13 protein-coding genes are annotated in these 11,911 nt (G+C 67.5%); 4 read left to right on the forward strand and 9 right to left on the reverse strand.

Features of this window, described 5'->3' with window-relative positions; all coding sequences use genetic code 11:
* Window positions 1-71: 71 nt before the first annotated feature.
* Window positions 72-1,571, reverse strand: a complete 1,500-nt coding sequence (gene dop / locus ACFC4D_RS01490; protein ID WP_364634007.1) for a depupylase/deamidase Dop — start codon at window positions 1,569-1,571, stop codon at window positions 72-74.
* 143 nt (window positions 1,572-1,714) lie between these two features.
* Here dop and ACFC4D_RS01495 point away from each other — a divergent pair, with 143 nt between their 5' ends.
* Window positions 1,715-2,983: a DUF418 domain-containing protein gene (locus tag ACFC4D_RS01495; protein WP_376061179.1), complete on the forward strand. Its 1,269-nt coding sequence runs from the start codon at window positions 1,715-1,717 to the stop codon at window positions 2,981-2,983.
* A 10-nt stretch (window positions 2,984-2,993) separates the two neighbouring features.
* Here the strand turns inward: ACFC4D_RS01495 and ACFC4D_RS01500 are convergent, their stop codons facing one another.
* From ACFC4D_RS01500 to ACFC4D_RS01510, 3 genes are all read right to left on the reverse strand, one after another.
* Window positions 2,994-4,553 carry an FAD-dependent monooxygenase gene (locus tag ACFC4D_RS01500; protein WP_376061180.1) on the reverse strand — a complete coding sequence of 520 codons (1,560 nt, stop codon included), beginning with the start codon at window positions 4,551-4,553 and terminating at the stop codon, window positions 2,994-2,996.
* 29 nt (window positions 4,554-4,582) lie between these two features.
* Window positions 4,583-5,194, reverse strand: a complete 612-nt coding sequence (locus ACFC4D_RS01505; RefSeq protein ID WP_376061181.1) for a TetR/AcrR family transcriptional regulator — start codon at window positions 5,192-5,194, stop codon at window positions 4,583-4,585.
* A 115-nt stretch (window positions 5,195-5,309) separates the two neighbouring features.
* Window positions 5,310-6,014 carry a TetR/AcrR family transcriptional regulator gene (locus ACFC4D_RS01510; protein ID WP_376061182.1) on the reverse strand — a complete coding sequence of 235 codons (705 nt, stop codon included), beginning with the start codon at window positions 6,012-6,014 and terminating at the stop codon, window positions 5,310-5,312.
* 97 nt (window positions 6,015-6,111) lie between these two features.
* On the opposite strand from ACFC4D_RS01510, the gene ACFC4D_RS01515 reads away from it, so the two are divergent.
* Both ACFC4D_RS01515 and ACFC4D_RS01520 read left to right on the forward strand, forming a co-directional pair.
* Window positions 6,112-7,029, forward strand: coding sequence for a diiron oxygenase (locus ACFC4D_RS01515; RefSeq protein ID WP_376061183.1), 918 nt, complete (start codon window positions 6,112-6,114; stop codon window positions 7,027-7,029).
* A complete protein-coding gene (locus ACFC4D_RS01520; protein WP_376061184.1) occupies window positions 7,026-7,382 on the forward strand; it encodes a DUF4873 domain-containing protein in 357 nt (118 codons plus the stop codon). Before ACFC4D_RS01515 ends, ACFC4D_RS01520 begins: the two co-directional genes overlap by 4 nt.
* Here the strand turns inward: ACFC4D_RS01520 and ACFC4D_RS01525 are convergent.
* Window positions 7,379-8,068, reverse strand: coding sequence for a TetR/AcrR family transcriptional regulator (locus ACFC4D_RS01525; protein WP_376061185.1), 690 nt, complete (start codon window positions 8,066-8,068; stop codon window positions 7,379-7,381). The two genes, ACFC4D_RS01520 and ACFC4D_RS01525, sit on opposite strands and share 4 nt — an antisense overlap.
* Before the next feature lie 129 nt (window positions 8,069-8,197).
* On the opposite strand from ACFC4D_RS01525, the gene ACFC4D_RS01530 reads away from it, so the two are divergent.
* A complete protein-coding gene (locus ACFC4D_RS01530; protein WP_364633993.1) occupies window positions 8,198-8,644 on the forward strand; it encodes a nitroreductase family deazaflavin-dependent oxidoreductase in 447 nt (148 codons plus the stop codon).
* Between the two features lie 16 nt (window positions 8,645-8,660).
* Here ACFC4D_RS01530 and ACFC4D_RS01535 read toward each other — a convergent pair whose 3' ends face one another.
* From ACFC4D_RS01535 to ACFC4D_RS01550, 4 genes are all read right to left on the reverse strand, one after another.
* Window positions 8,661-9,020, reverse strand: coding sequence for an arsenate reductase family protein (locus tag ACFC4D_RS01535; protein WP_375967536.1), 360 nt, complete (start codon window positions 9,018-9,020; stop codon window positions 8,661-8,663).
* 24 nt (window positions 9,021-9,044) lie between these two features.
* Window positions 9,045-10,730 (reverse strand): hypothetical protein, encoded by a 1,686-nt coding sequence (locus ACFC4D_RS01540; protein ID WP_376061186.1) that lies wholly within the window; start codon window positions 10,728-10,730, stop codon window positions 9,045-9,047.
* A 286-nt stretch (window positions 10,731-11,016) separates the two neighbouring features.
* On the reverse strand, window positions 11,017-11,376 hold the full coding sequence (locus ACFC4D_RS01545) for a nuclear transport factor 2 family protein (RefSeq protein ID WP_376061187.1): 360 nt from the start codon (window positions 11,374-11,376) through the stop codon (window positions 11,017-11,019).
* A gap of 35 nt (window positions 11,377-11,411) precedes the next feature.
* Complete coding sequence (locus tag ACFC4D_RS01550; protein ID WP_375967541.1) at window positions 11,412-11,900, reverse strand: nitroreductase/quinone reductase family protein; 489 nt, start codon at window positions 11,898-11,900, stop codon at window positions 11,412-11,414.
* Window positions 11,901-11,911: the final 11 nt, after the last annotated feature.

Consider the following 11,911-nt stretch of genomic DNA (forward strand, 5'->3'; position numbering starts at 1 on the left):
ATGCCGGATTAACCGCAATGACGTCGCTTCGCGATCTTCCGGAAGCCTGCCGCCGCCTCTCGTTTTCACCCTCAGTGGGTGAGCTGTTGCACCAATTCGGCGGCGGTCTCGACACCGTCCAGCAACTTGCCGACGTGGGCTTTGGTGCCGCGGCGGGGTTCGAGGGTGGGGATGCGGACGAGGGAGTCGCCGCCGAGGTCGAAGATGACCGAGTCCCAGCTGGCGGCGGCGATGTCCGCGCCGAAGCGGCGCAGGCATTCGCCGCGGAAGTAGGCGCGGGTGTCGGTGGGCGGGTTGGTCATGGCGTCGAGGATCTGCTGTTCGGAAACCAAGCGCTGCATGGAACCTCGGGCCACCAGGCGGTTGTAGAGGCCCTTGTCCAGGCGGACGTCCGAGTACTGCAGGTCGACCAGGTGCAGTTTGGGGGCCGCCCAGGTCAGGCCCTCGCGCTTGCGCATGCCTTCCAGCAGACGGAGTTTGGCGGTCCAGTCGAGCAGGTCCGCGGTTTCCATGGGGTCGCGCTCGAGCAGGTCGAGCACGTGCGCCCATTTGGTGAGCAGGTCCTGCACGCGGGCGTCGTCGATGCCCTGGCGGTAGACGAACTTCTCCACGCGGTCGAGGTAAATGCGTTGCAGCGCAAGGCCGGTCAGCTCGCGGCCGTCGGCCAGGGCGACCGTCGCGCGCAGCGTCGGATCATGGCTGATGGTGTGCACAGCGGTGACCGGGCGGGCCAACTGGAGGTCCGAGAGGTCCTCGCCCGCCTCGATCATGTCGAGCACCAGCGCCGAGGTGCCGACCTTGAGGTAGGTGGCCCATTCGGACAGGTTCGCGTCACCGATGATGACGTGCAGGCGACGGTACTTGTCCGCATCGGCGTGCGGTTCGTCACGGGTGTTGATGATGCCGCGCTTGAGCGTGGTTTCCAGGCCGACCTCCACCTCGATGTAATCCGCGCGCTGGGACAGTTGGAATCCGGCGGTATCACCGTTCTGGCCGATGCCGACGCGGCCGGAACCGCAGATCACCTGGCGGGAGACGAAGAACGGGGTGAGGCCCACGATGATCTGGTTGAACGGGGTCTCACGGCTCATGAGGTAGTTCTCATGGGTGCCGTAGGAGGCGCCCTTACCGTCGGTGTTGTTCTTGTACAGCTGCATGCGGGGCGCACCCGGCACACTGGAGGCGAAGCGGGCGGCGGCCTCCATGACCCGCTCACCGGCCTTGTCCCAGATCACCGCGTCCAGCGGGTCGGTGACCTCGGGGGCGGAGTATTCGGGGTGCGCGTGGTCGACGTAGAGCCGTGCGCCGTTGGTGAGGATCATATTCGCCGCGCCGACCTCGTCGGCGTCGATGACGGGTGCGGGGCCGTTGAGGCGGCCGAGGTCGAATCCGCGTGCGTCGCGCAGCGGTGATTCCACCTCGTAATCCCAGCGGGTGCGTTTGGCGCGCGGCACGCCTTCGGCTGCGGCATAGGCGAGAACCGCCTGGGTCGACGTGAGAATCGGGTTGGCCGACGGCTCCGAAGGCGTCGAAATGCCGTACTCGACCTCGATTCCGATGATGCGCTGCATGTGGTCGAGCCTAGGCGACGCGGGCGCGGATCGGGCGCGACCGGGTCGGGCTCGGGTCTCGGGGTTGGTCATTCGTGCGGCGTATCCGGCATCGTCCTCCCGGGTGATCCGCCGCCACCTGCGCGGACGACACAATGTCAGACATGGTCGAACCGGTCACCTCCCCGCGATCGGAACGCCCGATCACCGCCCCGAGCGAGTCGAATCCCGTTCCGGCGGAACGCGATACCGCACCGACGGCACCGTCCCCGCGGCGATCCGCGCGACTGCCCGCCCTGGATGTGCTGCGCGGCATCGCGATTCTGGGCACCCTCGGCACCAATATCTGGATCTTCACCAATGGTTCGGGACTGGTCGGCTACATCTCACACCTGGACGAGCCCGAGGGCGTGTGGCTGTGGATCGAGCGCTTCCTGCAACAACTGGCGCAGGGCAAGTTCCTCGGACTGCTCACCATCATGTTCGGTATCGGGCTGGCGATTCAGCAGGGGTCCGCGGTGCGCGGCGGGCGCGCGTGGCCGGGCAAGTATCCGTGGCGGGCGGCCCTGCTATGCCTGGACGGACTGCTGAACTTCCTGCTGGTCGCCGAATTCGATGTGCTGATGGGCTATGCCATTACGGGCCTGGTGGTGGCGTTCGTGCTCGCCACCGGGCCGCAGGCGCAGCGCCGCTGGCTGATCGTGGCGGCGAGCGTGCACACGCTCATGCTCACCGCGATCGTGGCGGGCATCGCGCTGGCCGACGGGCAACAGGAATCGTCCACCCCGCAATCACTGGACCCCAATCCCTATGCGGACGGCTCCTTCTGGGATCTGGTGGTGTTCCGCGTTGACCACGCGCTGCTGTTCCGGCTCGAACCGGTCTTCATCTTCCCCATGTCGATCGCCCTGTTCCTGCTGGGCGCGCGCCTGTTCCGGGCCGGGGTGTTCGAACCGGACGGTGCGCGAATCCGCAAGCGCCTGATGATCATCGGAGCGGTCGCCGCACCCGTGGACTTCGCCGTCGGCATGGTGGGCGGCGACCTGATCCTGGTGACCCGCTACGGCCTGGCCCCGTTCGTGTCGATGGGCATCCTGGGCCTGGTCGCCCATGTCTACACCCATCGCAGCGCCCCGGCCTTCGTCGGCCGCCGCTTCGCCGAGGTCGGCCGAATGGCCTTGAGCTGCTACATATTACAAAACCTGCTCGCCGGATTCCTCTGCTACGGCTGGGGTCTGGGCCTGGCGGCCCTGGTCTCCCCCGCCGCACGCGTCCCCTTCACCCTCGGTATCTACCTACTCGTATCGGCCTGCATGCTCGTCTTCGCCCACATCTGGCTGCGCCGTTTCGACCGCGGCCCGGTCGAATGGCTGTGGAACGCCAGCTACCGCGCCCTGGCAGAGCGCGGCAGCGGCACCGCTCACGCCGCGTAGACGACGCGAATCAGACCGTGCTCACCGGCACAGCGTCGAACCAACGGGCCAGCGCGGACCGCAATCCGTCCAGGTCGGTGATATCGAGGGTCGGGGCGTCGGTCGCCCAGGCGACGTAGGTATCCGGACGCAGCAGGAGTGCGGCGGCGGGTGGATCTTCGGTGCGAGCCTGCACGATCTCGATCCGATCGCCGTATGGCCTCAGTGCATCGGCGAATGAGCCGGTTTCGGTGAGGTCGAGCAGTATCGGCCGTGCCGCCCTGGTCAATTCGGCCACGCGGAACCGGTCCGAGTCGAGGGCCAGGTCGAGGTCGGGGGCGGGTGCGCCGACCAGCGGATGCGGGTCCGGCACGCCCATGTCGTAGCGCACGTCCGAGCCCGAGATCAGGTCGGCGATCCGCTGCACAGTGGCCGGGTCGGTGAGCAGTTCGGCGAAAACCGCGCGCATGGCGGTGATGTCCGCGCCGGGCGCGAGTAGCGCCGCCTGAGTTTGCGACTGCGCCACCGCGCGGTCGGCAGCGATGCGCCGCTCGATGTCGTAGGTGTCCAGAAGTCCCTGCGGCGCTTGGCCTTTGATCTCGGCGGCGAGTTTCCAGCCGAGGTTCATGGCGTCTTGCAGACCCAGATTGAGGCCGGGACCGCCGCCGAATACCAGCACATGCGCGGCATCACCGGCGAGGAAAACGCGGCGGTCCCGGAATTGTGCGGCGACCCTGGTGTTTCCGCCGAGCTGGCGACGCAGGGCGTGCGGTCCGGGTCCGGTCGCGGGACCGAGTTCGATCTCCGCGCCCAGCACGTACGCGATGCTGGCCTGCATTTCCGCCAGGGTCATCGGCCCGTCCTGTGCCGGGCGATCCCATTCGGTGGTGCTGAACAGCGGTGTCCGGCCGGGGAACGGCGCGTAGGCCAGTCCGCCGCGTTCGGTGCGAATCGGCAGGAAGGGGCGAATCTCGCCGTAGCCGGGGACGCGCAGCACCCCGGTGGCGGGATCCACCAGGTCCGGGGAGATGGTGGCGTGCGCGGTGCGGGTGGTGGTGCGGTCGTAACTGACTCCGGGAAAGCCGATTCCGGAGCGTTTGCGAACCACACTGTGCCCGCCGTCCGCGCCGACCAGGTATCGGGCGCGCAGCCGGACCGTCTCCCCCGCCGTCGAAACATCCACGGTGACAGCGTCTTCGTCCTGCGAGATGCCGGTGATCTCTGCGCCCCAGCGGATTTCCGCGCCGAGTTCGAGCGCCCGATCCCGCAGCACCGCGACGAGCTCCGGTTGCGGAATCGCCATGTTGTAGACGGGACTGTGCTCGAGCAGGCTCAAATCCAAAGGGAGAGCGGCGAACATGAAGTAGGCGGAGTTGGGTTGCGGCCGTCCGGGCGGTCCGCCGAGACGCTCGTACAGGCCGCGCCTATCCATCATCGGCACCACCTGTCCGACCAGGCCGTTGGCCTTGGCTTCGGTACTGGGTTCGGTGAGCCGTTCGAGCACCAGCGGGCGGATACCGGCCAGGGCGAGTTCGCTCGCCAGCATCAGGCCGACGGGGCCCGCTCCGGCGATGATGACGTCGTGGGTCATGACTTCTCCTGCGAGACAGCGTTTTTCAGTTAGGGCACCGGCAGGCCCGCGGCCAGCCGGTCGAGCGCTTCGCGCAGCAGATCCATGAGCGGTTGCGGCGGATCGGCCCGCTGACTGTGATCGATGGCGGCGCTGATGGCGGCCGACACCGCGGCGGCGACCAGACTCGGATACAGGTCCCGGGCGGGATCGGTGCCGGTGCGGGCGGCCACCGCGGCCGTAAGCGTCTGCTGCGCGGTCGCATTGGCTTCGAGAATGGCCACCTGCACCGCGGGTGTGCCGAGCATGATCCGAATGCCGTCCACCCAGTGCCGGTCGGTGGTGGTCGCGGCGGTGACGGTCTCGCCGAGCCCGAAGCGATCCAGGACGGCGGCTGTCATTGCCTCCCAAAGGGTTTCGCCGTCCGGGCGGGCGGCGAATTCCTCGGCGACCTGTTCCATGCGCTCCAGATGCCGGGACGCCACGGCCTCGGCCTTACTGGAGAAGTAGTTGCGGAACGTGCGGACCGAGACATTGGCGGCGGCGGCGATGTCCTCCACCGTCACGTTGTCCCAGCCGCGTTCGACGCCCAGCCGAATGGTGGCCAGGCTCAGGGCGAGCCGGGTTTCCCGCTTCTTGCGCTCACGCAGTCCATCGCTCACGTGTCCCAGCGTACAGATTTTTGCCGTCGCGGCAATATTTCCCCGTCGGCAAAATTATTCGACGTACGAGAGGCCCCGCCATGTCTTGCGATGGTGATCGACCGAGCGGCGACCGTCAGCCGAGCTGGGCGGCTTCCCTGCGCGCCACCAATTCGGCGACGACGGTATCCCGGGTCATCGGCACCTCGAGACTGCGCGCATTGCCCTCGAGCAGCGCGAGGACCGATTCGGTGAGGATGCCCTCGACCTGCTCGGAGGTGAGCACACCGTCCGCGCGCCAGCTGTTGACCACGCCGTCCACGAAGCCGACCATGCCGAATGCGGTGGGGCGGGCGCGATTCGGATCGAGCCCGAAGCCGCCGAGAATATCGGCGAACAGGTCCGCCAATTGCGCACCGATGCGATCGCGGGCTCCGGCCAGCGCCCCCGAGGACTGCCCGTGCGGATCACCGGCAGCGAGGAAGCGATGCAGATTCGGATGCCGCACAACCCAACCCACATAGGTGCCGACCGCGCCGCGCACCGCATCGCGCACGGTGCCGTCGGGTCGCAGGCGCGGAAGCAGTTCGGCCAGTAGCGAATCCAGAATGTGCCGGCGAATCGCCTCGTCGAGATCGGCGCGGCCGTCGAAGTGCCGGTAGACGACCGGGCGCGGCACCTTGAGGCGATCGGCGATCTGCTGCACCGAGATCTCCACACCGTTGTCCTCGATGACACCGAGGGCGGCGTCGAGCATATCGAGGCGGCGGCGAGCCTTGTGTCCGCTCCAGCGGGTGCTGCGGCCGTCGCTCGACGGTGTATGAGTGCTGGTTCCGGTCACTCGGCCCACGATACCCACCTGCTTATTGACCGATACACCGTGTACCACTAATCTGAGTGTAACAGCGTGTATCAGTAATTTCAGTCAGGATGCTGCCATGAGCAACGACGCCATCGCCTCCCCCGACAAGACACTGCTCCCTCGCGATTCCTTCGCTCAGCGACTGCTCACGGGGCATGTGAAGAAGTTCTACGATCCGGTCGTCGATATCGACTGGGACGCACCCCTGGACCCGGACAAACTCTTCCTGCCGCCCGAGGTGGTCTCGCTCTTCGGCACGCCGCTGTGGGATGCGATGGATCATGAACAGCGCCGCGAACTCTCGCGCCAGGAACTGGCCAATGTGCTCTCCGTCGGCATCTGGTTCGAGAACCTGCTCAATCGACTGCTGTTGCGCGAGCTCATGTCCGGCGATCCACGGTCCCGGCATTCGCACTACACGCTCACCGAGATGGGCGATGAATGCCGGCACATGATGATGTTCGGCAAGCTCATCGACCGGGTGGAGGCGAAGCCGTACTGGCCCAATCGCTATGAGCGCCTGACCATCAGCGCATTGCAGATCTTCCTGCGCGGTTCCATGGTGTGGGTGGGCGCGCTGGTCGGCGAGGAGATCTTCGACGCCATTCAGCGCCAGACCCTCGACGATCCGGAATTGCAGCCGGTCGTCGCGCGCGCCATGCGGATTCACGTCACCGAGGAGGCGCGGCATATCGGTTTCGCCCGGGATGCCTTGGCGCGCATGGTCCCCGAGATGTCCCGGGCCGAACTGGCGTACACCAAACTGTGCGTCGCGATCGCCGCACCGCTGTTCGTACACCTGATGACGAACTGGCATATGTACGTCCGCGCCGGCATCGAGGACGGTCGCGGCGCACGGCGGATGGCCCGCGCCAATCCGCATGCCAAGCGCGCCCTGGGCGTCGGAGCCGCGAATCTCGGTGCGTTCCTGGACAAGCAGGGCCTGATCGGCCCGATCGGCAAGCGCATCTGGCAGCGCCAGGGGCTGCTGTGAGGCGATCGCGGCGGGCGGCGGCACCGGATATCGACTATCCGGATCCCGCTCCCGCACCGGAGTATTCGGGTCCGGCGCTCTTGGACGCGCCGGGCGCGGAGGTCGCCGTCACGGTCAGCCTGAACGGCCACCTCGATCCGATCGACGGCAATTTCCATTGGTACGGAAGGGTTTCCGCGCCCGAGGGCATCGAATTACCCGATCCCGGGCGCGGTCAGGTCTTCCTCACAGTGCCGGGTGGAACGCCCGCGCGCGGCGTGCTCCAGGAGCGTGACCCCTGGGGCAATCTGCGCATCGTCGGACTCGGTGAGCCGCCATTCCCGTTGGAGCAGGCCGAGATTCACCGCCGCTAGCCGGACAGGCCGATGAGATCGGCCATCAGTTCCACGGCGTAGTCGAAGAACGGCCCGGCGGGATCCATACTGCCGACCAGCTGCCCGGTGAGTTCGAAGCCGACCGCGCCGTAGAGCTGCGTCCACGCCACCACCGTGCGCGCCACGCCCTCGGGCGGCAACCCCGGTGCGATCTGCGCGGCGATCTCGGAGCATTGCGCGGTGAGCTCGGCGGACATCTCGCCCCCGCCGTCCGCCAAAGTGCCTGCCCGCCAGGCGTTCACGACGATTCCCAGCGCCGCGACCGGCACCCGGGACGCGGGCCCGATGGTGTCCTGCGGCGCTTGATACCCAGGCACCGGCGACCCGTACAGCAGCGCGTATTCGTGCGGATGCCCGATGGCCCAGTGCCGCACCGCCGCCGCCGCGGCCCGCCACTGCGCGCGCGGGGTGTCCCCGGTCGCGACCGCGTTCTCCACCGCCTCGCCGACGGCGTTGTACGCCTCGATGATCAGCGCGGTGAGCAGTTCGTCCCGGCTCGGGAAGTACCGGTACAGCGCCGAGGACACCATGCCGAGTTCGCGGGCGATGGCACGCAGCGACAGCGCGGCCGCGCCGGAGTCGGCGAGCTGACGGCGCGCCGCGTCGGTGATCTCGCGGGTGATCTCGGCTCGTGCCCGTTCACGGGCGGTGCGTGGGGCGCTCATGCGAATAGTGTGCCACGTTTCGGAGCAGATGAATGAAATGAGAGCACTGCTCTTGACAGCGCGGCGACCGGCGGCGCACACTGATCACATCAGAGAGCGCCGCTCTCGAATATGAGAAGGAAGTCAGCCATGAGCGACCTCGCAACCCGGTACCTGTCCCCCACCGGCCTGGACCCGATCATGAACCGCATCGCCAATACCCTGCCCAAACTGGGCATCAGCGTGGCGGGTTCACGACTGCTCGCGGTGCGCGGGCGCAAGAGCGGCGAATGGCGCACCACGATGGTCAATCTGTTGGTCGTCGACGGACAGCGCTATCTGGTCGCACCGCGCGGCCACACCCAGTGGGTCCGGAATCTGCGCGTCTCCGGCAATGGTGAACTGCGGCTGGGCCGCAAGACCGAGACCTTCACCGCACGGGAGCTCCCCGATGCCGAGAAGCTCCCCGTCCTGCACGCCTACCTGGATCGCTGGGGCTGGGAAGTGGGCCGGTTCTTCGAGGGCGTGACCAAGAACTCCTCCGATGCCGAATTGGCCGCCATCGCACCGGGATTCCCGGTTTTCGCGCTCTCGTGACGAATCGTCGTGCCGCTCAGCGCAATTCGTCGAGCGCTTCGTCGCTGCGGGCGAGAATGGCGCGACCGTCGGCGGTCAGCACGATCGGCCGCTGGATGAGTCGCGGATGGGTGGCGAGGGCTTCGATCCAGCGGTCCCGCTCGGCGGGCGTGCGATCCCAGGAGGCCACCCCGAGTTCCTTGGCCTCGGGTTCGGCGGTGCGGGTGATATCCCACGGTTCGAGCCCGAGTTTGCCCAGTACGGAATCGATTTCGGCGACGCTCGGCGGATCGTCGAGGTAGCGACGCTCGACGTACTCGACGCCGGTGTCATCGAGCGTCGCCTTGGCCGTGCGGCTCTTCGAGCATTTGGGGTTGTGCCAGATCTCGGTTGCCATACCGGGCAGCCTAATTCGGGCCGATCAGAGCCAGTCGACGACCCACGGGTACGGGCGCATCCAGTACAGCGCCGATTCGGGCAGCGGTCCGCCCCAGCGCTGTTCGGCCTGGCCGAGTTCCCACAGGTACTCGGGGGCGGGCTCACCTTCGTGAATCTCGAACAGGTGCCGCCGCCAGGTATTGAGCATGGCGGGCACGACCTGCGGATCGGTGCCGAAGGCCCAGTTCACGCAGCGGCCCATGAGGGTGTCGACGGCGTGATTGGCGGCATTCGGATCACCGGTGCTGAGCGAATGCAGGAAGGCCGCGACCAGGTTGTAGGCCATGGCGTCGTGCACCGAGGTCTGACCGTTCTCCAGCGCCCAGACGCCGAGATAGGTCGGCCCCTGCTCATCGATCCACACCGCGTGCGCCTCGCCGACCCGATTGTCGAAGATGAGCGCCATCAGCAGACCGAGCACGGCCTTACCGGCGATCAGCGGATCGGGTGTGCCGGTGGCGATGGCATCGTCGATGAGCGCGCGATACGCGGTGGCGGCGATACCCGGCCGCTGCGCCTCGAGCAACGCATCGGCGGCCTCACCGCCCGCGAGCTGATCCGCCGGAGGCTGTTTCGGCCCGGTGACCGATTCCATCCCGTCCCCGGAGATGTTCAGCAGTTCGGTCTGCGCCACCTCACCCAGCGGCGGCCCGAGCGGCACCGACAGATCGATGGGCGGCGGCGCGTCGAAGGGCTCCGCGCCGAAGGGCGGCGGGGCGAGGAAATCCGGATCCACCGGAGCCGGGCCGAAGGGACCCGGAACCGGCGACTCCGGGCCGAGCGGCGGCTGCGCGAAAGGGGCCGAGCCGAGCGGAGGCTGACCGAGCGGGTCCGAGCCCAACGGGGACTGCCCGAGCGGGTCCGAGCCGAACGACGGCTGTCCGAGCGGGTCCGGTCCGGGCAGACGCTGACCGAGGGGATCCGCGCCGAGCGGGGGTTGACCGAACTGCCCCGGTCCGGGCGGCGGCGCGAATGGATCCTGGCCGAGGGGCACGTCCGTGCGCTGCGGGGCCGGAGCGGCGTTCTCGACCGCGGCGGAGCTGTTCAGGTATCCCAGTGCCTCGCGGGCGAATTCGTTGTCGTGTGCGAGCAGCCAGTCGCGGCCGGCGCGCAGGGTGTCGATGAGGTGGCCGCCGACCTCGTGTTCGATGGCGGCGCAGATGGCGTAGTAGCCGTAGGCCCGGTATTCGTCGTAGCCGTCGCCCTCGGCGACCAGGAGCTGGGCGTACCGGCTTGCCAGATCATGTCTTTCGATATCGCCGAGCAGGGTGCACGCGGTCATGGCGGCCATCAGGACCTCGCCGTGATCGCCGTGGCTGCGGCGCAGATCGATGCAGCGGTCGGCCATGAGCACCGCGCTGTCGGCGCGGCCGAGCTGGGTGGCGGCCTCCACGCCCATGGAGTACATGGTCGCCAGGGTCGCGGGCGGGATATCGGCAGGGAAGCGCGCCGGGCCGTTCTCGGCGATGCGCAGTGCCTGGTCGTATTCGCCCGCGGCGAACGCGGACCGGAAGGTGTACGACACCACCCAGCCGTAATCCTTGGGGTCCGGCGGTGACAGCAGCGCATTGTCGAACGCCGTCAGCCGGGCGAGCGCTTCGGGCGCGCGGCCGGATTCCAGCATGCCGCTCGCCTCGTTCATCACCTCGACGAACGCATTTCGATCCATGGCCTCTTCGCCTTCCCGCCTTCTTCAGGTCCGGATCGTATGGGGCGCCACCGGACTCGCGCGGGCAGTGAGGGAAACGTCATAGTTTGAGGGACGCGGGCATGAAAGGCTACCCGGCGACCCGCTCCGGTCGCCGGGAATGCTCCTCCCCCGGCACTCAACTACGTTCCCCCACAACATTTTCCGCCGCGCTTACGCCGACGGCACCACCCCCTGATCGGGCTCACAACCGAATATCCGGTGGTGCGGGGATGATTCGCCGCCGCACCACCGAATACTTCAGCACTCAGCCCGGCACCTTGTCCAGGAATCCGTGCACCCGTTCGATCTTCCCGCCGGAGATGGTGATCACATCGAATCCGATGACGATCGGCTCCTCGGCTCCCGGCGCGTTCAGGGTCCAGGTGAAGCGGGCGATATCGTGGTGCCCGTCCACGGCGCCGAGTCCGAATTCCAGCCCGGCGAACTGTTCCTGGGCTCCGGCCACCATCTCCGCGACGGCCGCGGTGCCGACCAGGGACACCAGCGGATCGGTGAAAATCACGCCGGGGGTGTACAACTCGTCGATCAGCGCCAGGCGCTTATCGGCATCCTTCTCGTTCCAGCTGTCGATGTACCGCTGTGCAATGTTCTCGTATTCGCTCATGTACCAAGCTTGTTCGCTGAGCTGCGCGGAAGCGATTACGCGTCAGGTAAAACCTTTCGCGGCCGCAGCCGCACCACCACGGTGCCGCGATCGAGCGCCGCGCGCAGTTCCTTGCGGTTGACGCGGCCGACGGGGTCGAGGCTGATCTTGGCGAACTTCCCGTGGGTCGGGTTCTGCTCGAGGATGATTCCGTAGCATTCGGCCGCGGTCTCCTCATCCCTGATCACCTCCCAGTCCGCCTCGACGGGTTGCCGTCGCACCGTGAGGCGCACCGGTTCGCCGGGGCGCAGATTGCGGTGCCAGCGCGCGGCGGTGCCGATCAGGATCTGCCCTTCGAATTGGGCGTAGCCGACCGGGTTTTCGTAGACGTGCCCGGTCTTGCGGCCGATCACGGTGACGATCAGCAGTTTCGAGCTGACCATGCGATGCAGTGGTGAGCGCAGCAGGCGGCGCATGAACGCGTCCCCCGTGCGCTGTACGCGCGATCCGACGGCGGGTTGGACGCTGGTGGCGGGACTGGACATCGGGACTACCT

The sequence above is a fragment of the Nocardia sp. NPDC056000 genome (assembly GCF_042269265.1).
GTDB lineage: Bacteria > Actinomycetota > Actinomycetes > Mycobacteriales > Mycobacteriaceae > Nocardia.

Excerpts from the sequence above, each read along its gene's own strand:
- dop (WP_364634007.1), bottom strand. The coding sequence starts at position 1,571 with ATGCAGCGCATCATCGGAATCGAGGTCGAGTACGGCATTTCGACGCCT.
- ACFC4D_RS01495 (WP_376061179.1), top strand. The coding sequence starts at position 1,715 with ATGGTCGAACCGGTCACCTCCCCGCGATCGGAACGCCCGATCACCGCC.
- ACFC4D_RS01500 (WP_376061180.1), bottom strand. The coding sequence starts at position 4,553 with ATGACCCACGACGTCATCATCGCCGGAGCGGGCCCCGTCGGCCTGATG.
- ACFC4D_RS01515 (WP_376061183.1), top strand. The coding sequence starts at position 6,112 with ATGAGCAACGACGCCATCGCCTCCCCCGACAAGACACTGCTCCCTCGC.
- ACFC4D_RS01525 (WP_376061185.1), bottom strand. The coding sequence starts at position 8,068 with ATGAGCGCCCCACGCACCGCCCGTGAACGGGCACGAGCCGAGATCACC.
- ACFC4D_RS01530 (WP_364633993.1), top strand. The coding sequence starts at position 8,198 with ATGAGCGACCTCGCAACCCGGTACCTGTCCCCCACCGGCCTGGACCCG.
- ACFC4D_RS01535 (WP_375967536.1), bottom strand. The coding sequence starts at position 9,020 with ATGGCAACCGAGATCTGGCACAACCCCAAATGCTCGAAGAGCCGCACG.
- ACFC4D_RS01540 (WP_376061186.1), bottom strand. The coding sequence starts at position 10,730 with ATGGATCGAAATGCGTTCGTCGAGGTGATGAACGAGGCGAGCGGCATG.
- ACFC4D_RS01545 (WP_376061187.1), bottom strand. The coding sequence starts at position 11,376 with ATGAGCGAATACGAGAACATTGCACAGCGGTACATCGACAGCTGGAAC.
- ACFC4D_RS01550 (WP_375967541.1), bottom strand. The coding sequence starts at position 11,900 with ATGTCCAGTCCCGCCACCAGCGTCCAACCCGCCGTCGGATCGCGCGTA.